General features: G+C 66.8%; 20 protein-coding genes. 13 read left to right on the plus strand and 7 right to left on the minus strand.

Annotated features, from left to right (window positions below):
• The 8 genes from AC5RTT_RS03505 to AC5RTT_RS03540 all read left to right on the plus strand — a co-directional run bounded on the left by AC5RTT_RS03505 (window position 1) and on the right by AC5RTT_RS03540 (window position 7,654).
• Window positions 1-996 carry a glycosyltransferase family 2 protein gene (locus AC5RTT_RS03505; protein WP_494144019.1) on the plus strand — a complete coding sequence of 332 codons (996 nt, stop codon included), beginning with the start codon at window positions 1-3 and terminating at the stop codon, window positions 994-996.
• 84 nt (window positions 997-1,080) lie between these two features.
• Window positions 1,081-2,172, plus strand: coding sequence for a hypothetical protein (locus AC5RTT_RS03510; protein WP_494144020.1), 1,092 nt, complete (start codon window positions 1,081-1,083; stop codon window positions 2,170-2,172).
• Between the two features lie 12 nt (window positions 2,173-2,184).
• Window positions 2,185-2,997 carry a glycosyltransferase family 2 protein gene (locus AC5RTT_RS03515; RefSeq protein WP_494144021.1) on the plus strand — a complete coding sequence of 271 codons (813 nt, stop codon included), beginning with the start codon at window positions 2,185-2,187 and terminating at the stop codon, window positions 2,995-2,997.
• Entirely contained in the window at window positions 2,994-4,277 is a 1,284-nt protein-coding gene (locus tag AC5RTT_RS03520; RefSeq protein WP_494144022.1) for a lipopolysaccharide biosynthesis protein, read from the plus strand. The genes AC5RTT_RS03515 and AC5RTT_RS03520 overlap by 4 nt, the downstream gene beginning before the upstream one ends.
• Window positions 4,274-6,055 (plus strand): glycosyltransferase, encoded by a 1,782-nt coding sequence (locus tag AC5RTT_RS03525; RefSeq protein WP_494144023.1) that lies wholly within the window; start codon window positions 4,274-4,276, stop codon window positions 6,053-6,055. The genes AC5RTT_RS03520 and AC5RTT_RS03525 overlap by 4 nt, the downstream gene beginning before the upstream one ends.
• Window positions 6,052-6,390, plus strand: a complete 339-nt coding sequence (locus AC5RTT_RS03530) for a hypothetical protein (RefSeq protein ID WP_494144024.1) — start codon at window positions 6,052-6,054, stop codon at window positions 6,388-6,390. The genes AC5RTT_RS03525 and AC5RTT_RS03530 overlap by 4 nt, the downstream gene beginning before the upstream one ends.
• Window positions 6,387-6,602: a hypothetical protein gene (locus AC5RTT_RS03535; protein WP_494144025.1), complete on the plus strand. Its 216-nt coding sequence runs from the start codon at window positions 6,387-6,389 to the stop codon at window positions 6,600-6,602. Before AC5RTT_RS03530 ends, AC5RTT_RS03535 begins: the two co-directional genes overlap by 4 nt.
• Entirely contained in the window at window positions 6,599-7,654 is a 1,056-nt protein-coding gene (locus AC5RTT_RS03540; protein WP_494144026.1) for a metallophosphoesterase family protein, read from the plus strand. The genes AC5RTT_RS03535 and AC5RTT_RS03540 overlap by 4 nt, the downstream gene beginning before the upstream one ends.
• On the opposite strand, the gene AC5RTT_RS03545 is transcribed toward AC5RTT_RS03540, so the two are convergent.
• The 3 genes from AC5RTT_RS03545 to AC5RTT_RS03555 all read right to left on the minus strand — a co-directional run bounded on the left by AC5RTT_RS03545 (window position 7,651) and on the right by AC5RTT_RS03555 (window position 9,887).
• Window positions 7,651-8,046, minus strand: coding sequence for a DUF1622 domain-containing protein (locus tag AC5RTT_RS03545; RefSeq protein WP_494011641.1), 396 nt, complete (start codon window positions 8,044-8,046; stop codon window positions 7,651-7,653). The two genes, AC5RTT_RS03540 and AC5RTT_RS03545, sit on opposite strands and share 4 nt — an antisense overlap.
• 72 nt (window positions 8,047-8,118) lie before the next feature.
• Window positions 8,119-8,979, minus strand: coding sequence for an NAD-dependent epimerase/dehydratase family protein (locus AC5RTT_RS03550; RefSeq protein WP_494144027.1), 861 nt, complete (start codon window positions 8,977-8,979; stop codon window positions 8,119-8,121).
• A 2-nt stretch (window positions 8,980-8,981) separates the two neighbouring features.
• Window positions 8,982-9,887, minus strand: coding sequence for an MSMEG_6728 family protein (locus AC5RTT_RS03555; RefSeq protein WP_494144028.1), 906 nt, complete (start codon window positions 9,885-9,887; stop codon window positions 8,982-8,984).
• Between the two features lie 157 nt (window positions 9,888-10,044).
• Here AC5RTT_RS03555 and AC5RTT_RS03560 point away from each other — a divergent pair, with 157 nt between their 5' ends.
• Window positions 10,045-10,632: a hypothetical protein gene (locus AC5RTT_RS03560; protein ID WP_494052864.1), complete on the plus strand. Its 588-nt coding sequence runs from the start codon at window positions 10,045-10,047 to the stop codon at window positions 10,630-10,632.
• Window positions 10,633-10,781: 149 nt separating this feature from the next.
• Here AC5RTT_RS03560 and AC5RTT_RS03565 read toward each other — a convergent pair whose 3' ends face one another.
• A complete protein-coding gene (locus tag AC5RTT_RS03565; protein WP_494144029.1) occupies window positions 10,782-11,429 on the minus strand; it encodes a transglycosylase family protein in 648 nt (215 codons plus the stop codon).
• A gap of 272 nt (window positions 11,430-11,701) precedes the next feature.
• Here AC5RTT_RS03565 and AC5RTT_RS03570 point away from each other — a divergent pair, with 272 nt between their 5' ends.
• The 3 genes from AC5RTT_RS03570 (at window position 11,702) to AC5RTT_RS03580 (ending at window position 14,381) form a co-directional block, all read left to right on the plus strand.
• On the plus strand, window positions 11,702-12,763 hold the full coding sequence (locus AC5RTT_RS03570; protein ID WP_494144030.1) for an adenosine deaminase: 1,062 nt from the start codon (window positions 11,702-11,704) through the stop codon (window positions 12,761-12,763).
• A 261-nt stretch (window positions 12,764-13,024) separates the two neighbouring features.
• Window positions 13,025-13,945, plus strand: coding sequence for a pullulanase X25 domain-containing protein (locus AC5RTT_RS03575; RefSeq protein WP_494144031.1), 921 nt, complete (start codon window positions 13,025-13,027; stop codon window positions 13,943-13,945).
• Between the two features lie 109 nt (window positions 13,946-14,054).
• Window positions 14,055-14,381, plus strand: coding sequence for an acylphosphatase (locus tag AC5RTT_RS03580; protein ID WP_494144032.1), 327 nt, complete (start codon window positions 14,055-14,057; stop codon window positions 14,379-14,381).
• A gap of 30 nt (window positions 14,382-14,411) precedes the next feature.
• On the opposite strand, the gene AC5RTT_RS03585 is transcribed toward AC5RTT_RS03580, so the two are convergent.
• From AC5RTT_RS03585 to AC5RTT_RS03595, 3 genes are all read right to left on the minus strand, one after another.
• The gene (locus AC5RTT_RS03585; RefSeq protein WP_494144033.1) at window positions 14,412-18,053 is read right to left on the minus strand and encodes a TM0106 family RecB-like putative nuclease; all 3,642 of its coding nucleotides are present in this window, start codon (window positions 18,051-18,053) and stop codon (window positions 14,412-14,414) included.
• 96 nt (window positions 18,054-18,149) lie between these two features.
• Window positions 18,150-19,349 (minus strand): TerC family protein, encoded by a 1,200-nt coding sequence (locus AC5RTT_RS03590; protein WP_494052870.1) that lies wholly within the window; start codon window positions 19,347-19,349, stop codon window positions 18,150-18,152.
• A gap of 34 nt (window positions 19,350-19,383) precedes the next feature.
• Window positions 19,384-21,147: a RecQ family ATP-dependent DNA helicase gene (locus AC5RTT_RS03595; protein ID WP_494052871.1), complete on the minus strand. Its 1,764-nt coding sequence runs from the start codon at window positions 21,145-21,147 to the stop codon at window positions 19,384-19,386.
• 189 nt (window positions 21,148-21,336) lie between these two features.
• Between AC5RTT_RS03595 and AC5RTT_RS03600 the strand changes: the two genes are divergently transcribed.
• On the plus strand, window positions 21,337-23,664 hold the full coding sequence (locus AC5RTT_RS03600; protein WP_494144034.1) for an FdhF/YdeP family oxidoreductase: 2,328 nt from the start codon (window positions 21,337-21,339) through the stop codon (window positions 23,662-23,664).
• Window positions 23,665-23,705: the final 41 nt, after the last annotated feature.

Consider the following 23,705-nt stretch of genomic DNA (forward strand, 5'->3'; position numbering starts at 1 on the left):
ATGGAGTACATACCTTCTCCAACTGTCTCAGTGATCATCTGCGCCTACACTGCCGAGCGGTGGGACTGGCTGCTGGATGTCATCGAGTCCCTTCGGGCGCAGACCCTCACGCCGAAGGAAGTCCTGGTGGTCATCGACCACAACGAGGAACTTTACGAGCGGCTGGCCAAGACTGTTGACGACGTCACTGTCGCAAGGAACACCGGCCCGCGAGGGCTCTCCGGTGCCCGTAACACCGGCGTGGGCCTGGCAGACTCGGACGTGGTCGCCTTCCTCGATGACGACGCCGTGGCGGCACCGGACTGGCTGGAACGCCTGATGGCCCTTTATGACGATCCCGAGGTGCTGGGCGTGGGCGGCCGGGTGGAGCCTCTCTGGGAAGCGGGACGGCCCGGCTTCTTTGGAGAAGAGCTCGACTGGATTGTCGGCTGCAGCCACCGGGGCTTACCACGGGTGGCATCCGAAGTCAGGAACGTCATCGGTGCCAACATGTCCTTCCGGCTTGATGTCATCAGAACCGTGGGCGGTTTCAACCACTCCCTGGGCCGGCGCGGCTCCACTCCATTGGGGTGCGAGGAGACCGAGATCTGCATCCGGTCCACGATGGGTTCCCCCGGGAGCCGGATCGTCTACGAGCCGGCAGCGCTGGTGCGCCACCACGTGCCTGCAAGCCGGGGAACCGTCCGCTACATGCTTTCAAGGTCCTGGTCGGAGGGAATTTCGAAGGCCCAGGTCAGCCACGTCGTGGGGCACAAGCGGGCCCTCGGCCCGGAACGCCGGTACGTCCGCAGCGTCCTGCCCAAGGCCTTCTTCTCAGGGATCTATGACTGGACCCGCGGAGATCGTTCCGGACTTGGCCGCGCGGCTGCCTTCGTGGCGGTCGTGGCCTATACATCGGCAGGCTACCTCCGCGGACGCCAGCTTGCCCATGTGCCTGGTCGCCCCCTGAACCGGCCCGTCCTGGCCGGCGTGAGTCCATGGCGGGACGTGCAGTGAACGTCGTCGGCAAGGCTCGGGGGCCGACACCGTCCAGTCAAGCAACACGATCCGACCAACACACCATCCAGACAGGGGACGAACATGCGCACTAGACAGAACAAAGCACTCAACTTTGACATCCACGGCCGCATCAACATCAGCGTTGATGCACAGGCACCGGCAGCCCACCAGCTCAAGACCATGTTGGCGTGTTTCGCCACCGACGCCGAACGGCCAGCCCACATCATCGTGGATGGCCGGCCGGAGCCGATGCCGGATGCAGGCCACCTTGAGCACGAGCTCGCGTACACGGACAACAGCGTGCGCTTCAATGCCGACCGGGTCCAGGTGGTCCGGGACGCCGAGCAGTGGCGCATCCACGGTGCGGGTGAACTGCTGACGTCGGTAGTGCCTGTCCTCGATGCTGCGATGGTGGAGCGGGGAGCCGCTATGATCCACGCGGCAACGATGGCCTACCGGGGTCACGCGATTGCACTTCCCGCGGCCGGTGGGACCGGCAAGACGAGCACCGCTGCAAAGCTGATGCGGCGCGAAGGATGGTCGTTCATGGGCGACGACTGGGCCTTCCTCGCCGAGGACTCCACCCTGCTCGGTTACGCAAAGCCGATGTTCATCAAGCCGCACCACCGGAACATCTATCCGCACCTGTTTGAAGGTGTCCGGAAACCCCTCGTCCCGTCGTCGCTCTCGCAGAGCGTCGGCCGCCTCACAACACTGGTACACCCGTACGTCATCCGTTATCCGAGGCTCGCGGACTTCTCCCGCAAGTGGTCCCCCGAGCACCGCATGGTTGACGCAGGAGCGGCATTTCCCGGCCGGGAAGTGACTACATCGGCACCACTCGCGGCTTCCATCTACATCGAGCGGTACGAAGGCAGCCATACGCGGATCCTTGAGAAGACCACCGACTGGATGGTCGACCGGATGATGGGCAACTTCCACATCGAGATGGCCGGCTTCTCCCAGCGGGTCGTGACCGGCCTGGCGGCCACGTCCGTCGTCCCCTGGCGCGAGCACTTCGCGGCCAAGGGCCTTGTGCTTAACAAGGCCCTCGACGGCCGCCCCTGCCATCTGCTGCAGGTGCCGGCCGCGTGGTCGGCGGACCAGGCATCCGATGACATTGTCCGCCATCTCGAGGAGCTGCTGCCCGCGGTCCTCGACGAGCAGGCATAAGGGGTGGCGGCCGTGGGTCACAGCACTGCCGACGTCACCGCTGTTGTTCCGGCGCGCAACGCGGAACACCTGCTCCCGCGCTGCCTGGAAGCCCTGCGCAAGTCCGGTGTCGCCGAGATCATCGTGGTGGACGGACTCTCCACCGACCGCACCGTCGAGATCGCCCGGGCAGCAGGAGCCCGGGTGGTGAGCGACGAGGGGCGCGGCCTGCCCTGGGCACGAACGCTTGGGGTCCGTAGCAGCAACACGCCTTGGGTCCTGCTTGTCGACGCCGACGTCGTCTTCGGACCGTCGGGGGTGGCCGACCTGCTCCAGGAACTGGTGGAGGACGGCTACGACGCCCTCCAGGCAGGCCTGGAAAGCGTCGCCGGACCTGGCTACTGGGGGCAGGCACTGGCACACCACCACCGCACTGGCCGCAGCCGCAACTGGTTCGGGCTCGTCGCGACGATCGTCGACCGGGAACTGATGATGGGCGTGGGCTTCGACGACTCGTTCAAGTCGGGTGAGGACATCGAACTGCGCTGGCGGATGCGGCAGTCGGGGCTGCGGACGGGTGTATCGCGGAAAGTCTTCGTCGAGCACCGTTTTGCCGCCGACGACTTCGACTTCGCGCTGGACCAGTTCCTCATGGACGGAACCGGGCTGGGAAAGATGATCCGCAAGCATGGCTGGCGCGGGGCCAGGCTGGCTCTGCTGCCCGCCGCCGCCGCGGTTCGCGGCAGCGCCCTGAGCCTCGCCTCCGGCCAGCCCCGGTGGCTGCGGTACTACGCCGCCTTCTGCTGGTACAACTACGCGGGATTGGTGAAGGGTTTCGCATCGTGAGCGATCAGCGGGGTGCTGCAACGGACGTCTCAACAGTCGTCCGGCACTCCGCGCTGCGCAGCTCGCTCGGCCTCATCCTGGCCAAGGCCGCCCAGACCGGCTCGGGTTTCGCTTTCTGGATCGTGGCCGCGCACGCGGCAGCAGCGCGGGAGGTGGGGCTCACCACGGCAGCAGTTTCGGCGGTGCTGATCTGTGCACAGCTCGCTGTGCTTGGCGCGGGCTCGGCCGTGATCGTCTCCGTGGGTCGGGGGGAGCCGCCGGCCCGGGTACTGGACGCCGCATTCGGTATCGTGGCGCTGGCCAGTACCGTGCTGGCCCTCGGCTACCTCGTGCTGGAGCTGACCGTTGCACCGGAAACGGCGTCGGTATCTGCTCTCTTCTGGCTCATGTTCCTCCTTGCCGCCGTGACAGGGACAATGGGCACGGTGCTGGACCAGGCGCTCGTTGCATTGGGACGAGGTGCCAGCGCCACCCTGAGGTACACCGTGGGCGGCGTGGTCTCGCTCGCGGCTGTGGCCGTTGTGGCCTGGCAGGCGCATCCCGCCCCGGTGGACCTGCTGATGGCCTGCTGGACCCTGGGGACTGCCGTGACAGCCGTCATCGGTGCGGTCCAGCTGCGAAAGCTTATCGGTTATCGGCCGCGGCCCACGCTGCGTCCGGCACATGGCCGTGCCGTGCTCATGCTGGGCATTCCGAACCAGCTCCTGACCCTGAGCGAGCGTGCCCCCGGACTGCTGCTGCCGCTTCTTTTAGCGCATATGGTGGCACCGGAGGCCGCCGCCTACTGGTATCCGGCTTGGATGATGGCATGGGCCGCCTACACAGCCCCGATGCTGATGGGCATCGTCCAGTTTGCGGAGGGCGTGCGGGAGCCTGAACGCCTGGTCGCGACAACCTGGTCCACCCTCCGGTGGTCGCTCGCCGTGGGCGGACTGGCCGCCGTAGTCCTTGTTGTCTTCGCCCGCCCGCTGCTCCACCTGCTGGGGGAGCAGTACGCCGACGCGTCTGCCGGTGCCCTTCGGCTGCTGGCGGCCGGCGTGGTCGCGTACGCCGTGCTGCAGGCATACAACGCCGTGTGCCGGGCCCGGGGCCGGTATGTGGAGGCCATCGCGGTAGGCGCGACGCTCGCGGTTGCACTCTGCACCGCGGCGCTCTGGGCCGCCGACAGGGGCTCGAGCGCGATGGCCCTGGCGTGGCTGGTGGTTCTCTCCACCGGAGCCGCGGCAGCGGGTATCAGGCTCCTCGCCATCCTCCGGCGCGTTAAGAAGGAGGTGGCATGACGAGCACGATCGAAGCCACCAGCCGTACTGAAGGACGCTGGAAGCCACGGGACGTGTGGTGCGCCCTGGCCGGCCTCGTGTCACTGGCACTTGCCGTAGGGGCGGCCTCCGCTGTGGTCCTGCCAGTGGAGAGCGACCTGGGGCTCGCCGCCGAACTCCCGTACCCGTACTGGATTGGGGTCCTGCTTCTGAACGTCACGTTCGTGGTGGCGCTGCGGGGGGATGCGACGGGCCCGGCGGGCCGCCTGGTCATGATGTGGCTCCTCGCGGTGCAGGTACTGGTGCTCTTCGGGACCGCAGCGTTCGTGACCGACGTTCCGCGTGGTGAGGTCGCGTTCCGTCACCTCGGGATAACCGATGCACTCGCGGACATGCAGGCGGTGAACCCGAACATCGACGCCTACTTTAACTGGCCCGGGTTCTTCGCCCTCCTGGCTACGATATTTGAGGCAAGCGGTCTTGATCCGGTGACTGTTGCCCTCTGGGCACCCGTGTTCAACGTGGGGCTGTGGCTCCTTGCCGTGGCCGTGCTGTTGAGCTACCTGACCCAGGACCCGCGACGGCGGTGGCTCGCGCTCTGGATCTTCTGCCTCGGAAACTGGCAGGACCAGGACTACCTGTCGCCCCAGGCCTTCGGCTTCTTCCTGTACCTCGTCTTGGCTGTGCTGCTGATCGGCCCGTTGGGCGCGCGTCCTTCCCGGTTCCGGGGTTTTCGGCCGGCCAACCTTGCGGTGTGGTGGCGGGAACGAACCCCCGTCGACCCCCGCCGGGGGTTCCGGGTGGGTGCACTCGCGGTAGCACTCCTGCTCATCGCAGTTATTTGTGCCAGTCACCAGCTGACGCCCTTTATGCTGCTCCTGGTCGTCGCCGTTCTTACCCTGAGCGGACATGTGTGGCCCGGCCGGCTGCCCCTTATCACCGCTATTGTCCTGGTGCTTTGGCTGGTCTATCCCGCCAGTACCTACCTCATTGGGCACCCCCCAATGGAGGACGCAGGACTGTCCGCCGCGGTGGAATCGAACGTCGCTGAGCGCGTGAGCGGAACTCCCGGCCACGTGTTTGTGGTGCAGGTTCGGGTAGTGCTCACCGTCCTGCTGTGGGTCCTCGCAGCGGTGGGCGCCCTGCGCGAGTGGCGTAGACGGCGGCTTGATGTCAGGGTCGTCCTCTTCGCCGCAGGCCCCCTGCTGCTCTTTCCGGCGCAGATGTACGGAGGGGAGATGCTCATCCGCGTCTCCCTGTTCGCGCTGCCCTTCGTTGCCCTGCTGGTCTGTTCAGCCCTGCTTCCCCAAGAGAGCAGCAACATGCGCCCCTCTTTCCGGATGGTTGGGGTCCTTGTCGTCACCTTCTGCCTGTTGGCCGCGATGACGGTGACAGGCCGGTTCGGGAACGCGGAGTATGACGTCTTCACGGACGATGAGATGGCAGCCGTTGCCACAGCGGAGAGCTTGGCACCGCCTGGAGCAGCAATTCTTTCGGCGGCCCACCCGACGCCGTGGCGCACCGAGACCTACCTCGAGCACCCCTACCGGGCCATCGAAGACCTGTGCCGGCAGGATTTGACCGCGGCAACCTGCGGTCCGATCTTCTATGGCTACGCCCGTGAAAACCCAGCCGGCGCCGTCGTGCTTCTCATGCGTTCTGCAGAGGCCAGCCTCGTGCTTCAGGGCGACAGCACCACCCACAACATGCAGGAGATGGAAGAGTGGCTAAAAGCGCAGGATGGCGTGGAGCTGGTGTTCAGCAACACCGACGCACGCGTGTACCGGGTGACACCATGATCGGCGGAGTCAGCCGGCCCACCCTGGCGCTCGCACTCGCAGCCATCGCGCTGTCACTGGTAACCCTCGTCGGGCTGCCCGCACCGCTGCAGGCGCTGGTGGCGATTGCGGTCCTCGTTCTCCTCCCGGGGCAGGCACTGGCCCGGCTCACGCCGGTGACCGACGCCGCGTTCTTCGCGCTGCTGGTCCTGGCGCTTGGCCTCGCCGTGCTCACGGCCGTCTCCGCGGCGATGTTCTACCTCACCGTGTGGTCATGGCAGGCGTGCGTGATCGCGATGGGCGCCATCACTGTGCTCGCCTGCCTGGCACGGGCACGGAAGGAGGCCGCGGCATGATCGATCTTCCCGGACTGCTTGCTGCCGCCGTCCTGCTCACCACCCTGGTCGCGCTCGAGGTGCGTCATACCGGACAGGACTCAGGGCAGCCCGCACGCGCGAGGCTCCTCGGCCGAACGGTCAGCCGGACGGTCAGCCGCGCCGCGCTCGCAGCCGTTTGGACGGTTTTCCTGCTCCTTTTCGTTCCGCGCTTGTGGGAGCTGATCACATGAGCCGCGCGGCGCGGTGGTGGCTCCTCAGCGACCTTCACCTGGGTGTTGCGGATGACGATCCCCGCCACCCCGGTAGGGAACTGCCCGGATTCCTGCGGAACGAGGTGCTTTCGGCTGCGGGGCCGGAGCGGCACGTGGTCTTCGTCGGTGACACGTTCGAGCTGGCCGGCTTCAGTGAGGACCAGAGCCTGGCACGGCTCAAGGCCATCCTTGCCCGGCACGATGGCACGTTCCGGGCTCTGCAGGAGTGCGCGGCCCTCGGCGTGCAGCTGCATTTCGTGTGCGGCAACCATGACGTGGAGCTGGCCCGGCCCTCCGTTGCCGCCAGCTTGTCGGAACTGCTGTCACCATTGGAGCCCACGCGCGTCCGGGTCCACCCCTGGTTCCTGCACGTGCCCCACGTGCTCGTCGCGGAGCACGGGCACCAGCACCATGCCCTGCACCGCATCCCGGAGGTGCTCCGCACAGCGGTCAACGGCACCGACGAGCTGGACCTCCCGCCGCTCGCCGCCTGGCACGCCCAACCGTCAGGCTCGCGCCTGAGCCGTGCAGGCGCCGTTGCCCGGGCCTGCCTGGCGTCAGAGCGGGCGGAACGGCGCGTCAGGTCGGGCGCCTACGACGTGCTGCTGCAGACCGAGTCCCGGCGCCTTGCGCTGGACGAGGCGGCGGTTCGTGATCTGGCGCGCCTGTCCAGGTTCCGGACGGTGTCGGCGGTTCCGCGCACCGCCACCCGCATGGTTCTTGCGGCCGCCGGACGCAGCATCGCCAGCGAGGAAGCGCCCGCTGCTGCGGGCCGGTTTGCCCGTACCCTCGAGGCCTACGGTTCCGGGGTGGCCTGGTACATTTCAGCCCACACGCACAGGGCCCTGGAGTCCCCGCTGGAGGACTGCTCCACCCGGTACATCAACACCGGCACGTGGTGTTCGGACGTCCGCGGCCGCGGACCGGACCAGTCGGACCGCCGGGCGTTCCCGTACGCGATGATCGATGTGGCGCCCGGCGGCGCCACCAGCGGTGGCCTGCGGTACTGGCACCCGGCCACGGGGTCCTAGCCTGCACGTGCCGCGGCAGGATCGCCAGGCTTCGGGGACTCCTTTTGCCACGGCCACCGCCCGGTAATCTCCAGTTCGAGCGAGAAACTGAGGAACGTCCGGATCAGGACGATGACCGCCAGGACGCCCACGCTCTCGAAGGTGGGGGTGACGGCCACGGTCCGGATGATGTCGGCCGCCACCAGCAGCTCGAGCCCGAGCAGGATGGATCTGCCCAGCAGTTGCCGGTACAGCCGGTAAAGGCTCAGTTCCTCGTTGCCGGCACGGAGGCGTCGCGGCCGGTATCCGCGAAGCGCCAGGGGGATGGACACCAGGGCGCCGATGACCATGACGGCCACCCCGGCGAAATCGACGAACTCGCCGACCGTCTCGATGATGTGCCGAAAATCCATGCCTGCCCGTTCCGCTCTCCGCCGTGTCCCTGAGCAGCAAGCCTAAACGCCAGCCGGGGGAGCGGCCGGCATTTACGGATGCCGGATGCCGTTGCCGGCCAGGATGTCCCGGTAGCCCTCACGGAATGACGGGAACGCGAAGGTGAAGCCGGTGCCCCGCAACAGGCTGTTGCTGCAGCGCTTGTTCCCGCCGCGCGCGGGTCCGGCACCACCCACTGGCGGTTCCGGCAGGTCCATGGCGGCAGCCAGGAACCGCAGCACACTGCCGAGGTCTGCGGGGTCATCGTCCACGCCGATGTAGACGGGAGCAGGATCGGCGGCCATCGACACCAGGTGGACAATCGCGGCGGCAGCGTCGTCGCGGTGGATGCGGTTGGTGTAGCGGACATCTTCCGGGACAACGGCCGAACCGCCGCGCACCTGGTCAATCAGCCGCGTCCTGCCCGGGCCGTAGATGCCGCCGAGCCGAAGGGACACAGCCGCGGTTCCGGTTCCTGCCAGCCGCGCCCGCAGCGCATCTTCGGCTTCCACCAGCACCCGCCCGGAGAATCCGCCCGGGGCCGGGGCAGTGCCTTCGTCCACCCAACCCCCGCCTGCGTCCCCGTAGACCGCCGTCGACGAGACAAACAGCACCCGCGCCGGCCGCACGCCGTCGCGCTCCAAAGCGTCCAGCACGTGCGTGACGCCGCCCAGGTAGGCCGCCCGGTACGCGTCCTCGGTGGGAGCGTCGGCAGCAACGGCAATGACGACGGCGGTGGTGTCCCTGGGGACGCTCGGCAGGTCCGGGGCACCCAGGTCAGCCGCCACACCTTCGATGGCGGCAGGCAGTTTCCCGGGGGAGCGGCGCCAGCCCACCACCGGGTGTCCCAGTGCGGCGAACCGAAGGCCCGCTTCCGTGCCGAGGTCGCCGCAGCCTGCCAGCAGGATGGTCATGGCTAGGGAGCCTCAACGGCGAAGAACACGCGCGGATCCTGGAGGAGGGCCGGGTAGGCGAACGCGGACCGGTCAATAATTTCCGTGACCTCGAAGTGCCGGCCGAACCTGCCGTCCTCAAGGGTGATGGGCCGCCCCACCACCTGTCCCACGGCAAACTTCTGTCCGTGTTCGAACGGGACAGCCACCGGCGTCTTGCCCGGAAGAGTGGAAAAGGCCTCCTCCTGCGCCAGGCGTTTGCGGGTGGGCTTCTTCGCCTGCGGCTTGGCCGGGGCCTTCCGTGGTTGCCGGGAGGGGCGGCGTGAAGTCTCCTCAAGATAGACGGGGGAGTAGTCGTCGGGGTCGGGCGCGCCGATGCTGCCGCCCACGGGCGGAAGCGCCACCGTGTCCAGCGTCTGGGGATCGACGGCGTCGTGCGGGTCGCGGAGGATCCAAAGAATGTCGCCCTCGGGCTCCCGTGGCAAGAACTCATGCCGGGGTTCCGGCCACACGTAATCCATGTCGGGCACCGCGTCGGGGAAGACCGGGCTGTAGAACTTGGGTTCCTTGTGGACCAGTTTGGAACGGTGGCTGAGGTGGACTTCCGGATCCCCCAGCCATGGGGGCATGGGAATCTTTCCGGCGTAGTCCGGGTGTGCCGCCTGCGGTGCGAACTCGGTGATGTTCGCTCGCGTGTTGTCCGGGTGCCCGCGCCTGGTCCATTCATCCACCATCGCCAGCCCGTACATGGTCAGCGCCGGGACGTAGCCCATCCACATGCGGATGGCCGGGTGGGTCTGCCAGCCGTATCCGGGAATGACCAGGGCGCGGAGCGTCTGGAGCGCCTCGACCCGTTGTTTGCCGAGCCGGGCGGTGTCCAAGGCTGCGGCGCTCTGCCGGAAGTCAGGGTACGGGAGGAAGGTTTGCATTCATTCAGTCTGACGGCACCCGGCGGATGTTCCAATTGCAGTGCCGCCGGCCACAGCGGGAGCCTTGCGGGTGTCCAAATAGTGGACGCATGCATACGGGCGCAGGTTGAAACCACTAAGATCTCCGCAACCACCCCCGCGTTTTGGAAGTTCCCTCATGACACTAACACCTGAAAAGACCCCCGCACACTCCTCCCCCAGCCTGCCCCGTTTCGGGCAGATGCTGGCTCCGGAAGCAAAGGGCATCCTGGTCCTCGATGAGTTCACCATCGATCCCCACGCCGCGCGCAAAGAGCAGCACCGCTTCCGCGACGGCATTGCCGCAGTGGCCAAGACCATGCGCCGCATCGCAGCGCTCCGCGTGGTGATCGCCATTGTGGCCATCGGCAACCTGCCGCTGTTCCTGCTCTCGAGCGGATGGTGGATCTATGCGGTTTCGCTGGCCCTCGTGGTGGGTGTCCACACCGCCGTCACCCTGCTGAACCGGCACGAACCGCGGATCAAGCAGAAGTCGGCCCTGGAACTGCACATGCACCGGGAACGCAGTGCCAACTACCGCAAGGTCCGGGACGCCGTGAAGTACATGATCGATACCCCCAGCCGGATGAACGAGCACCTCTACCTGGAGCTGCTCGCCGTCAAGCGGGTGGCGCTGAACCTGGCCCATGGCACCGTGGCCCTGCTGGACACGAGCGATGACTCCGCCTGGAAGGTGCGGATCGTCCGCGAGCTGCCTGCCAGCTAAGGCCTGCTGCTGGATTAAGGGAACGACGCCGGCACTCCCCTCGTGGGGGCGTGCCGGCGTCGTCTTTTTGGTCAACGGAATTTGTCTATCGCCGACCTGATTAGGAAGCCTCGAAGGGCTGGGGCAGCTATGGGCTGCCGGGCAGCTTTCTATGCGGGAAGCTGGAGGACCTGTCCTTCAAAGACAAGGTTCGGGTCCGAGATGGTGTCCAGGTTTGCGTCCGCGAGCTGCTGCCAGCCGCCCTGGATGCCCAGCTTGTCCGCCACGATGCTGAGGGTGTCCCCGGCCTGCAGCGTGTAGGTTTCTCCGCTGAGCGCCACCGTTGTTGCGTGCTTCGCGGCAGGAACCTGGGTTGCCGGAACGGCCTGGACGTGGGCGGCTTGGACCGGCACCTGCTGGACCGGCACCTGCTGCACCGGTGCCTGCTGGACCGGTGCGGTCCCGGTGGCTCCGCCGCTCAGGCCGAGCTGCGCGGAACAGGAGGGCCAGGCGCCCCAGCCCTGGGAGGCCTGGACCTGTTCCGCAACGGCGATCTGCTGCTCGCGGCTGGCGTCCGCCGCCGAGCCGGTGCCGCCGTATGCTGACCAGGTGCTGGGGCTGAACTGCAGGCCGCCCGAGTACCCGTTCCCGGTATCGGTGGCCCAGTTGCCGCCGCTTTCACACTGAGCCAAAGCGTCCCACGTGGAAGTGCTGGTGGTCGCGTTGGCTGCCGTGGCGGAGAGTGCCAGGCCTGCGGCGGAAATAGCTGCCACGGTGGCTCCACGGCGCGCGACAGTACGGAAGGTGGTGTTTTTCATGTGGTGATGCTCCTGAAGGCCACCGGCGCTGGTTCCGTCCCCGGAGATCGTCGCGCCACTGCCCGCCCCTGACAAATAGAGGTCAACTTCGGTGGCTGCCGCTGGGCAGTTCTGGTGGAGGCAGCACCGGGCATTCATGCACCCGCTGGGCGGGTATGCATTTCACGCTAGGACATGGGCGGAGGGTTATCAAATCGAGATCTTGCCGGGAGTGTCGGACTGCCGGTGATCCGGCGGTGGGCGAAATTTTGCCGGGGCACTATCCTGACCGGATGGATAACATTGCCGGCGGCACCGCCGCGCCCGGAATTGAAGCTGACGAATCAGAAGGCGGCGCCCCGGCCCGGGTCCTCCCGGTGGCCGAACTGCACCTGCATATCGAGGGAACATTGCAGCCGGAGCTGATCTTCGCCCTGGCCGAACGCAACGGCATCACGCTGCCGTACTCCGGGCTGGACGAGCTGCGGGAAAAGTACGAGTTCACTGACCTGCAATCCTTCCTGGACCTGTACTACGCCAACATGGCCGTGCTGCAGACCGAAGAGGACTTTGCTGCGATGACCCACGCCTACCTTGAGCGCGCAGCTGCCGCCGGCGTCCGGCACGCCGAGATCATGATGGACCCGCAGGCACATCTTTCGCGCGGTATTCCCCTGGAGACCTGCGTCAACGGTGTGGCATCGGTGCTGGCCACTTCCCAGGAGGACTTCGGCATCTCCACCATGCTGATCGCCGCCTTCCTGCGCGACCTCCCCGAGGACTCGGCGTTGGAGGTACTGGACGGACTGCTCGCCATGGAGGCGCCCATCGGGGCCATCGGCCTGGACTCCGCCGAGGTGGGCAATCCTCCTGCCAAATTCGAACGTCTCTATGCCAAGGCCCGCGAAGCAGGCCTCCGGCTGACCGCGCACGCAGGCGAGGAGGGGCCGCCGTCGTACATCATCGAAGCCCTGGACGTCCTGGGCGTGGAGCGCATCGACCACGGCATCCGCTGCATGGAGGATCCCGACCTGGTGGAGCGCCTGGTGGATGCGCGGACCCCGCTCACGGTCTGCCCGCTGTCCAACGTCCGGCTCCGTGCCGTGGACACCCTCGCCGACCACCCGCTGCCGGCCATGCTCGCCGCGGGGCTGAACGTCTCGGTCAATTCTGACGATCCCGCATACTTCGGCGGCTACGTGGACGACAACTTTGCCCAGCTAAAGGCAGTCTTCGATCTCTCAGACTTTGACAAGGCCCGCCTGGCCGCGAACTCCATCCATTCGTCCTTCGCATCCGACGAGCGGAAGGCCGAACTGCTGGAGGAACTGAACGGCGGGGAAGCCACGCCCTGACGCTGCTGTGTCCCAGGCAACAACTGCATGGGAGTGCGGCTAAACTGGGTGCCGCAGGCGTGTCCGGGGACTGCAAGGCGGCACCCATGCCGGCGCTGTGAGGGTTATGCAACAGCCCTTACCCGAGACCTTCGCCTCACTTTGATGCGGGATCCGCTTCATAGTCGGTCACGACACGCAGAGTTAACCAATTAAAGTCGCGCGATTTTACGGGCAGTTGGCAAGATGCCTATGACCGATCGCTTTCATAAAAGGGGAATCATGGCCAAGTCCACCGCAGAAAACACTTTCCTTCGACTCAAGACCGTCCTGGATGTCCTGACCGAAGGCGTGTGGTCAGGCGATGCACTGAACGCGGGCCAGGTCCTCGCCGAGGCGACTGCGCGCGTGCCGTTCAACGAGCACGAAGCCGAACTGCTCAGCGGCGGTATTCCCCGCGGCCACAAGACGCTCACCACCGCTACCGCCAAGCTGGTCAAGGCCGGCTGGCTGGTGAAGGGTCGCTCCGGCTGGACCATCACCGAGGACGGCATGCGTGCCACCGTGGCCTACCCCGATGCTGTTTCGTTCGCCACCGCGCTCGACGCCGGCACGCCCGTTCCTGCCGACACCCCGGTTCCCACCGCTCCCGAAGGTTTTGTCCGAAAGGTGACCGCTGCTCCCGTTGAGCCTGTGGCCAAGGAAGCCCCGGCCAAGAAGACCGCTGCCAGGAAGACCCCGGCGAAGAAGGCAGCAGCCGTTGTGGGCAAGGCGGCGAAGGCACTTGAAGAAGCCGTTGAGCCTGTAGTGAAGGCAGTCAAGGGCAAGACGCCGGCCAAGCAGCCTGTTGCCGCCGGTTCTGTTGCCGCCGAGGCGTTCGAGGGACCGGACGTTGAGACGCACCCGCAGCCCGAAGCCGTGGCCCTTGCCGGTGACTTCAACACCTTCCTGGGTGCACCGGAAAACTGGGCCCCCCAGTACGACGAAGCCCAGATGGAGTTCGACTTCCTGGACCAGCTGTGGAAGAAGAGCGCCGAGCTGCCGGCCGGCTACTACACCTTCAAGATCGCCCTGAACCGCTCATGGGACGAGAACTACGGCGCGTTTGGCACGTTCGACGGCCCCAACCACGAACTGCACCACCCCGGTGGCACGGTCACCATCCGCTACAACCACGCCACCCGCGACATCACCATCAACTAAGCGGTCCGCCCAGCCCAACTGGGTCGCAGCAAATGTCGTTTTGAACGCCTATCACGACACTTACTGCTACCCAGTTGGGGCAGGGCGACGATCCTGAGGAGGTCTACCCATGGCCGGCCACGACGGTTCACCAGCGGATTCAGCACCGGGTGGTTCCTCGACGGGCACGGTGCGGCTGAGTGCACGCGTGTTCGGCGTGGTGCAAGGGGTTGGCTTCCGTTTCTGGACGATGGGCAAGGCCGAGGAACTGGGCCTGACCGGTGAGGTGCGAAACGTCAGCGACGGCTCGGTTGCCGTGGTCGCGGAGGGCCCTGAGGCGCACGTCCGTGCACTCCTCGACTGGCTGAAATCCGACCGGACCCCGGGCAGGGTGGAACGCGTCGAGGAATCCCTCACTGCGGCCAAGGGAGGCTTCCACAGCTTCCGGGCACGCTGACTGCCGCCTGGCCCCAGGCGTTCCCCGCCGCTATTCCGCGCGCGGGCTGAGGCCGATGAAGGCGCCTAGTTCCTCGAGCGCTGCGGGCCGGTGCGGCATATAGCTGGTGAGCTCGGGGGAGCGGATGATAACCGCCCGCCACTGGCCGCGGGATACGGCTACGTTGATCCGGTTCCGGTTGAGCAGGAACTCTGCGCCGCGTGGAGCCTCCGCCACAGCACTGCACGCCATCGAGACAAGTACCACGGGCGCCTCCTGGCCCTGGAATTTGTCCACCGTACCGACGCGGACCCCGGGCAGGCCGGCCTCTTCCAGATATTTCCGGACCAGGTGGACCTGTGCGTTGTAGGCAGCGACCACCAGGAGGTCCTGCTGGTCCAGCGGCCGCGCTTCGCTCTCTACACCCGCGATCCATTTCAGGCCCAGATGGCGTTGTGCCTGGCGGACCACCTCGGCTGCTTCCTCCCTGGAGCTGGTCGCGTTGCCGGTGTGGTCCACAAACACGGTCTCGACGCCGGGCGGAAGACCCTCGAGTTCGCGCAGGGACGCCGCCGGAGCCGACTGGAGTTTCCCCTCGTAGCTGAGCTGCGACACCGCCCGGCACAGTTCGGGGTGCATCCGCCAGCTGTCCGCCAGGAAGTAGCCCAACCATGCGGGCAGGGTGGCGTGGCCGGCGGCGAGCCACCCCAGGGCGGACTCGTCCACGGGCTCAGGATGCGCGCCCTGAGTCACCTGAGGCAGCTGCTGGGGGTCGCCCAGCAGGAGCAGCCGGGAGGCGGCGCGGGAAACGGCGAGGGTGTTGGCCAGCGAGAACTGCCCTGCCTCATCGATCACCAGCAGGTCCAGGGACCCCGCGGGAACTTCCTTTCCTGTCATGGTCCACGCTGTTCCGCCCACCAGGCACCCGCCGGGCGAGGACAGCAGGCGTGCCACGTCGCCGTCGGACGTTAGGGTCCACGGCACCTCATGCGGTGCGGCCAGTTTCTTGCCCACCGCCGTGGGGTCGACGCCGCCAACCTCGACGGCCCTGCACAGCAGGTTTTCCACCACGTTGTGGGACTGCGCCACCACACCCACCTTCCAGCCCTCGGCCACAAGCTGGCCGATCACGTGGGCGCCGACGAAGGTCTTGCCCGTGCCGGGAGGTCCCTGGACGGCAAGGTAGGACCTGTCGAGGTCCCGCAGCGATGCCGTGATGGCGGCAGCGTAACCGGCAGAACCGTCCGGGGCATGCCGGACTTCCACCGGGCCGGGCAACGAACGGAACCGTGGCCGCTGCTTCCGCAGGATGTCCAGCCCCGGCTGGGCGGGCAGGGACGGGAGGGACGATCCCACGGCACGGGCAATCTCCGCGATGGCTGCCTCGATGCTGGCCGTGGCAAGTGGCTGGTCCTCGGTCAGAGCTACGGGGAGGTGCGGGTAGGCTGCCACCTTGCCCGATTCGCGCTCCGCGATGGTGATCAGGGTATGTTCCGGGTTGTCCGGCGCAGGGGAGAGTTCACTGATCATGGTGCCGAATGCAAAGGCCCTGGCCCCGGCAGCGGCACCCGGCGCCGCCATCCCGTCCGGCGGGGGAGCGTCATAGAGCCGGCACCAGGTGGAATCCGCGCGGAAATCCGAGCCTTCCGTCATGGTGCCGCGCAGCCGCAGAACCCGGGTGCGCATCCGCTCGCGGGGCTTGGCCAGCGCCCAGTCCGCTGACACTTCGGCGGACTGCACCACGAACACGTTCCGCTGCTCCGACCAGTTTTCCAGCGGTGCCTCCACCCGGTCGAAATGCTGCCACCAGAACTGCTTGCGCTCGCGGCGGTGGTATCCGGTGGCAGCTGCCACCATGGCTACGGCCCGTTCGTCCTCGGTCCAGGGCCGGTTGTCCGGCAGGCCCGCCAAGTACTCGCGGAGCGCGGCCTCCTCGGGTGTCTCGTCCACGGTGTGGTGGCGTTCCCGCCCGCCACTGCGCTGCGCGGTTGCGGTTCCCGGCCGGGCTTGCACGGCCTCGGCACCGGCTGCCTGGACTTCGTCCCGCGCCCGGTCCCCGATCTCCAGGAGCCAGTCCCGCAACCGGAGCGTGGACAGGCAGTCGTACTGGTTGTAGTCGGAAATGGAGGCAAGGATCCTGCCGGCCTCCTCCTGGTGGCCGGCATCCCTGGCCGCGCAGTAGGCCGCGTAGGCGACGACGGATGCGCCGGCATCCTTGACGTCGCCGGAGCGCAGGTTATCGCCCATGTACAGCGGTTCCAGCTTCTTGATGGAGTACGACGCCTCGGAGATCCGCAGCGAATGCCGGACCGTGGCGTAGAGGTCCACGAGGAGGCCCTGCCGGAGCCAGTCGTCCACCGTTTCTTCGCCGGCCTGGTGGGCCAGGGAAAGGTTCCGCAGGGCCGTCTTCTCGTAGGAGGCGTAGTGGTAGACGTGCATGTCCGGGTAGCGGGCCCGGCGTTCCTCCACGTAGTCAAGGAAATCGAGGAAGGCGCGCCGTTCCCCGGACCGGGAATGGGCCCAGAACGGACGGAAGACGGGGTCTCCGGCAGCACCGGGCTCCGGGGCCTCGATGACGCCGAAGAGGTATTCGATGCCCCACACGCCGGTGGCCGGGTCCTGCCACAGGGGGTCACCCTCAAAGTCGAAGAAGATGTCGCCCGGGCTGGGGGCGGGCAGCGAATCAATGGTGTTGTCCGGCAGGACCGTGTAGGAGACGGTGTGCGGGTGCCCATCCTTGGTGAAGGTCCGCGACCCGGCAGCCCGGTCCAGTCCCAGCTGCATGCGGGCCTGCGACCGCAGCCTTGCCACGGAATCGGAGGCTCCATCCGCCGGCATGGCGGCGAGCTGGTCGATGGTGGTGATGCCCTCGGCGTGGAGCTTCCGGCGCCGCACCACTGACATCCCGGCAACCATCAGCAGGTCCCGGTGAACCTGCACCTGCTCGGCGCAGTAATCGCACCGCCCGCAGTGCACAACGCCGGGCTGCTGCCACTCGACGGGGACCCCGGCGGTCCGGTGGGCGGCAGTCAGCTGGCGGAAGCGCCGGCGTCGTTCCCGGAAAACGGGGAGCAGGTCAGGGAGGGAATGGCTGCTGCGAAGCCAGTCCTCACCCACCCTGGTGCCCAGCACCAGCGTGACGACGGGGGAGGGATCCAGTCCCATTCCGATGAGCTGGTCCCCGTAGGCGGCGAGCTGCAGCAGGGCGCCCACCTTGGCATGCCGGGCGAGCTTAGTGTCCCAGACTTCGTAGCGCCCCGGGTTCCCGGTACCAGCGGCCTCGTTCACCAGGAAGTCGGCATAACCGAGGAACTCGCCGTCGAAGAACGTGGCCTGGAAGACAACGTCGGCACCGGACCGGAGTGCCAGCTCGGTCTCCGCATGCTTGGCCTGCAGTTCGCCGCGCAGGTTTTCCCCGCGTTCCAGGGAGTAGACCCCGGCGCCCCGGCTGGCGTCCCACTCACCGTACTTCCGGACCAGGCCGGCCAGGACCGCCTGCTCATGCCGGTCACCCAGTTCGCCGGCCCGCACGCGCATCTCATCTGCCGGGAATTCCGCCTTCGGGGCGCGGCCCAGCTTTTCGTCCAGGATGCGGAGCGCGCGGTACTCACACTCGCTCGCGGCCACCAGGTCGCTGGCGGAAAACACCAGGTCCGGAGCCGCGCCGGCGCTGGCAGCTTCGAGCAGAAACACGGGGCCTCCCCATTGACAGCCGGGCCGGAGGACGGTTCCTGGGGCCCTGGTTTACACCTGCACCAAACGTAGCAAGAGGGCCCGACAATTAAGCGGTCAGCCCTTGGCGTCCGCCCGGACCTGGGCCTTGTCGTGTTCGTCGTGGGCGTTCCGGAGCAGTTCCAGGAACTCGGTTTCGTTGCGGATCAGCCTCTTGTACTTCTCCGGGAGCTTGCGGATCTGGTCCTCCTCGCGGCACATCTTCGCGAAGAGCTTGTCCCGCTCCACCATGTCAGTCTCGTAGTTGAGGTCCAGGTACTCGATGGCGTGGCGCTTGGCCCCGGATACGGCGTTCTTGGCTTTGCCCTTCGGACTGAAGACGGACGCCAGTACCGTAACCAGCAGGACGCCTAGGATCACGCTGAGCGAAACCTCGGTGCTTACTTCCACCACGCTGACGTGTTCGCCGTCATTGACGAACGGGAGGGTGTTTTCGTGCAGCGCGTGCAGGATCAGCTTGACGCCGATGAATCCCAGGATCACCGCGAGGCCGTAAGAGAGGAAGATCAGCCGGTCCAGCAGGCCGTCAATCAGGAAGTACAGCTGCCGCAGGCCCATCAGGGAGAACGCCGTGGCGGTGAAGACAATGAACACGTTCTGGGTGAGACCGAAGATGGCCGGAATGGAATCGAGGGCAAACAGGATGTCCGTGCCGCCGATAGCCACCATCACCAGGAGCATCGGGGTGAGGACCCGTTTGCCGTTCTCCATGGTGAAGAGCTTGTCGCCGTCGTAGTGGGCCGACGCCGGGAGGTACTTCCTGGCGAGCCGGACCACCAGGCCTTCGGAGTGTTGGTCGTGGCCTTCCGGCCGGAGCAGGTTGCCGGCGGTGATGAGCAGGATCAGTCCGAAGATATAGAACACCCAGGCGAAACTGTTGATCAGCGCAGCTCCAAGGAGGATGAAACCCGTGCGGGCGATCAGCGAGAAGATAATGCCGAACAGCAGCACCTTCTGCTGGTCTGCCCGGGGCACCCTGAAGCTGGCCATGATGATGAGGAATACGAAGAGGTTGTCCACGGACAGTGCCTTCTCCGTGATGTAGCCGGCAAAGTACTCGGTTCCCATGGTCGGCCCGCCAAACAGGAGCACAGCGAGCCCGAAAAGCACCGCGATGCCCACATAGATGGCGGACCAGACGGCGGCTTCCCTGAGGGACGGCGTGTGGGCCTTCCGCACATGGAAGAAGAAGTCGAAGGCCAGCAGGCCAACGATTCCTGCGATGGTCAGGATCCAGACTATGGAGGGTATTTCCACGCGGCAGGCCTTTCGTCGTCAGTCTCCTTCAAGCCTACGCGGGCTTGAGCAGTTCATGCTTTACGACGGCGGAACGCGACAACGTCTTGTACCCCTCCTGTTCGAACAGGACGGTGATGACGTCATCCTCGTGCCGCATGACCAGGCCGGATCCCCATTCCTTGTGCACCACGGTGGACTGGAGCGGGAAGGGATCATCGGCTTGCTTCTTCGCGCCCGGCTTTTTGGCTGCCTGCGCCTTCTTCCCTGACGGGCCCTTCTTCTTTGGCGCGTCCTTTTTGCCTGCCTGTGCCTTCCTGTCTGGTCCGCCGCCGTCGTGCGCAGCTTCTGCCGCCTCCTCCCGGCCGGCCGCCGCGGTGCAGCCATCGCAGTTCCCGCAGGGCTCGGGCAGGTCCTCACCGAAGTAGCCCAGCAGGAACTGCCGCCGGCAGCCGTCCGTCTCCGCATAGGCGCGCATCATGGTGAGGCGGGACTGCTCCACCCGCTGCCGGGCCTCGGCGAGTTCGACGGCGCGGTCCACCAGGGCGGGCAGCTTGGCTTTGGAGTCCAGCCGGACGCCCCGCTTGCCGATGGTGACGGCGCCCGCCTCCTCGAGCTGGTTGAGCAGCCCGGTGACCCGGCGGGCGGGAAACCCGGTCAGCTCGGCAAGGGATGACTTCGGCGTGGGCGCGTGCGCGGCCTTGAGGACGTTCAGCAGCGCCATGAGCCGTTCGGGGTCAGGGGAGCTGGTGGTGAAGAACTTCCGCAGTCCCAGGTCCTCGGACCGGTAATGCAGCACGGCTTCGGCAGGCTCCCCGTCCCGCCCGGCCCGGCCGATCTCCTGGTAGTAGGCATCCAGTGCCTCCGGAATGTCGGCGTGGACCACAAAGCGGACGTTCGCTTTATCGATGCCCATCCCGAAGGCGGTGGTGGCCACCACAACATCCAGCCCGTCTTGGAGGAACTGCTCGTGGATCCGCTCCCGGTCCGCGGCCGTCCTGCCCGCGTGGTACGCCTCGCTGCGCAGCCCGAGCCCGGCAAGCTTGGCGGCGTACTTCTCGGTGTCCTTCCGGGTGGCGGCGTAGAGCAGCCCCTGCCCGTCCCTTGCGAACCCGGCGACTTGCTCCAGCACGGCCTTCCGCTTGCCCTTGTCCTCCTGGTGCCGGACCACGTCCAGGGAAATGTTGGGCCGGTCAAAACCGTGCACCAGCACCAGCGGGTCCCGCATTTCCAGCCGGGCCACAATCTCGTCACGGACGGGCGGAGCCGCGGTGGCAGTGAGTGCCGCCACGGGCGGGCTGCCCAGCCGTTCACGGACGCTGCCAAGGCCAAGGTAATCGGGGCGGAAGTCGTGGCCCCAGGAGGAAACGCAGTGTGCCTCGTCCACCACGAACAGGGAGATGTCCAGGGCGGCCAGGCGGTCCACCGTCTCCCCCTTGGCCAGCTGCTCGGGGGCGAGGAACACGAAGGTGGCTTCCCCTGACTCGACAGCCTGCCAGGCGGCTGCCACCTCGGCATCGCTGTGCGAGGAATTGATGGCGACGGCGGCCCCGGCGCCCAGGTCACCGGCCAGGCCATCCTGCTGGTCCTCCTGCAGTGCGATCAGGGGTGACACCACCACGGCGGGACGTCCCGTCGTGTGGTGCAGATGCTGCGCTGCCACCTGGTAGATGGCGGACTTCCCGTATCCGGTGGGCATCACGGCCAGGACGTCGCGGCCCGCAGCCAGGGCGCTGATACCGGCCAGCTGGCCGTCCCGCAGCCCGGGCAGGGAGAACGAAGACGCCGCGAGGGCGGCGAGGGCAGAATCGTCGGACATGAAAGGCAGCTCCGCGCAGTGGGTCCCGCGGCCGCTTGCTTCAGCCGTGGGAACCAGCCTACGCCAGCCGCGGGCCGCCGTCGTCCATCCCTTGACTTCCTCGGCGGGACGAACAACTGTGGAGGAAGCTGGTCCGCCGGCGGATGCCGAAGGCAATGGGGACCAGGAATCAGCCGAGGAGTGTGCAGCGTGACGCGCAAGAACCCAAAGGTCGAAGAAGCCGACGAGTCTGAACTCGAAGTGACCGGCCACCCCAAAACCTGGGCTGCCGGGGTGCCCGGCGTCTACTACTCCATGCAACCGGCGCTCAAGCACATGGGCGTGGAGCGGTCGCGGAAAACCCTGCTGGCGCTGAACCAGAAGGACGGGTTCGACTGCATGAGCTGCGCGTGGCCGGACCCTGGCCACCGCAAGATGTTCGAGTTCTGCGAGAACGGGGCCAAGGCGGTGACCTGGGAGGCAACGCCGGTGGTCATCGGGTCCGAGTTCTGGGCAGAGCATCCGGTCAGCGAGCTGCGGGAACGGTCCGAGTACTGGCTGGGCATGCAGGGCCGCCTCACCGAGCCGGTGTACAAGCCGGCGGGGGAGGACCACTACCGGCCGGTCAGCTGGGAGCAGGCGTTCAGCATCATCGCCGGCAAGCTGAAGTCGCTCCCCGACCCCAACCAGGCCGCGTTCTACACCAGCGGCCGTACCGCCAACGAGGCCGCCTTCCTCTACCAGCTGTTCATCCGCGCGTACGGAACCAACAACCTGCCGGACTGCTCCAACATGTGCCACGAGTCCTCCGGCTGGGGCATGGGCCAGACCATCGGCGTGGGCAAGGCAACGGTGTCCTACGACGACTTTGCCAAGGCGGACCTCATCATCGTCATGGGGCAGAACCCGGGCACCAACCATCCGCGGATGCTCACCGCCCTGGAGGAAGCCAAGGAAGCCGGCTGCAAGATCGTGGCAGTCAACCCGCTGCCGGAGGCCGGCCTGATGCGGTACAAGAACCCGCAGAAGGTGAAGGGCATCATCGGGCACGGCACGGACCTGGCGGACCAGTTCCTGCAGGTGCGGATCGGAGGCGACATGGCGCTGCTGCAGGCCATTTCCAAGCGAGTGCTCGAGGCCGAAGACGCCCATCCCGGGACGGTGCTGGACCACAAATTCCTCGAAGAACACTGCGACGGGCTGGCGGAGCTGCGGGCCCACCTTGCCCGGCTGGACGACGCCACGGTACTGGAAGCCACCGGGCTCCGCCTGGAAGAGATCGAGGAACTGGCGGCCAGGTATATCGCAGCTGACCGGGTGATCATCACCTGGGCCATGGGCATCACGCAGCAGAAAAAGGGCGTGGCCACCATCAAGGAGATGATCAACCTGCTCCTGCTCCGCGGCAACATGGGCAAGCCGGGCGCTGGCGCCTCGCCCATCCGCGGGCACAGCAACGTCCAGGGCGACAGGACCATGGGCATTTGGGAACAGATGCCCCCCGCCTTCCTGGACGCCCTCGGGCAGGAGTTCGATTTCGAGCCGCCGCGCGACCACGGACTCGACGCCGTCCAAACCGTCCGGGCAATGCGCGACGGCGGCATCAAGGCTTTCATCGCGCTCGGCGGCAACTTCGTGGGGGCCATCTCGGACACTCACGCTGCCGAAGAAGCGATGGAAAAGACTGAGCTTTCGGTCCAGATTTCCACTAAACTCAACCACTCACATGGAGTGACGGGTGCCGAGGCCCTGATCCTGCCCACACTGGGCCGGACGGAGATCGACCGGCAGGAGTCCGGGCCGCAGTTCGTCTCCGTGGAGGACACCGTGTGCGCAGTCCATGCCTCGCACGGCACCGTGGAGCCGGTGGCACCGGGGCTGCTGTCCGAAGTGGCCATCGTCTGCCGGCTCGCCGCGGCCACGCTGGGTGACCGGACCTCGGCAGACTGGGCCGGCTTTGAAAAGAACTACGACCTGATCCGGGACCACATATCCCATGTGGTGAACGGCTGCGAGGACTACAACCGGAAGATCCGGCAGGAAGGCGGGTTCATCCTGCCCAACGGGCCCCGCGACTCAAGGACGTTCAACACGCCCACGGGCAAGGCCATGCTCACGGTCAACGAGCTGGAGCACGTGGAGCGGCCTCCGGGAACCCTGATCCTGCAGACCATGCGCTCGCACGACCAGTTCAACACCACCATTTATGGCCACAACGACAGGTATCGAGGCATCAAAAAGGGGCGCGAGGTAGTGTTCGTGAACCCCGTAGACCTGACGGAGCTGGGGCTGTCCGACGGGCAACACGTGGACATCCACGGCGTGTACTCCGACGGAGTGGGCCGGGTGCTGCGGAACTACCGCGTGGTCTCCTACCCCTCGGCCCGCGGTTGTGCGGCGGCATATTATCCGGAGGCGAACGTGCTGGTGCCGCTGGAAAGCGTGGCGGAGGGAAGCCAGACGCCGGCGTCGAAAGCAGTCATCGTGCGGCTCGAACCCGCGCCTGTGCTGGAGGAGGAGCCCACCGCCTGGGGTTAATGTGCTGGCCGCGGGCAGCACCGGATCAACATGTCCCCGTC

This window comes from Arthrobacter sp. Y3221157, assembly GCF_059089865.1.

Coding starts and splice junctions, on each gene's coding strand:
- AC5RTT_RS03565 (WP_494144029.1), bottom strand. CDS start 11,429: ATGAAAAACACCACCTTCCGTACTGTCGCGCGCCGTGGAGCCACCGTG.
- AC5RTT_RS03550 (WP_494144027.1), bottom strand. CDS start 8,979: ATGACCATCCTGCTGGCAGGCTGCGGCGACCTCGGCACGGAAGCGGGC.
- AC5RTT_RS03570 (WP_494144030.1), top strand. CDS start 11,702: ATGGATAACATTGCCGGCGGCACCGCCGCGCCCGGAATTGAAGCTGAC.
- AC5RTT_RS03575 (WP_494144031.1), top strand. CDS start 13,025: ATGGCCAAGTCCACCGCAGAAAACACTTTCCTTCGACTCAAGACCGTC.
- AC5RTT_RS03535 (WP_494144025.1), top strand. CDS start 6,387: ATGATCGATCTTCCCGGACTGCTTGCTGCCGCCGTCCTGCTCACCACC.
- AC5RTT_RS03530 (WP_494144024.1), top strand. CDS start 6,052: ATGATCGGCGGAGTCAGCCGGCCCACCCTGGCGCTCGCACTCGCAGCC.
- AC5RTT_RS03505 (WP_494144019.1), top strand. CDS start 1: ATGGAGTACATACCTTCTCCAACTGTCTCAGTGATCATCTGCGCCTAC.
- AC5RTT_RS03510 (WP_494144020.1), top strand. CDS start 1,081: ATGCGCACTAGACAGAACAAAGCACTCAACTTTGACATCCACGGCCGC.
- AC5RTT_RS03525 (WP_494144023.1), top strand. CDS start 4,274: ATGACGAGCACGATCGAAGCCACCAGCCGTACTGAAGGACGCTGGAAG.
- AC5RTT_RS03540 (WP_494144026.1), top strand. CDS start 6,599: ATGAGCCGCGCGGCGCGGTGGTGGCTCCTCAGCGACCTTCACCTGGGT.
- AC5RTT_RS03545 (WP_494011641.1), bottom strand. CDS start 8,046: ATGGATTTTCGGCACATCATCGAGACGGTCGGCGAGTTCGTCGATTTC.
- AC5RTT_RS03595 (WP_494052871.1), bottom strand. CDS start 21,147: ATGTCCGACGATTCTGCCCTCGCCGCCCTCGCGGCGTCTTCGTTCTCC.
- AC5RTT_RS03580 (WP_494144032.1), top strand. CDS start 14,055: ATGGCCGGCCACGACGGTTCACCAGCGGATTCAGCACCGGGTGGTTCC.
- AC5RTT_RS03560 (WP_494052864.1), top strand. CDS start 10,045: ATGACACTAACACCTGAAAAGACCCCCGCACACTCCTCCCCCAGCCTG.
- AC5RTT_RS03555 (WP_494144028.1), bottom strand. CDS start 9,887: ATGCAAACCTTCCTCCCGTACCCTGACTTCCGGCAGAGCGCCGCAGCC.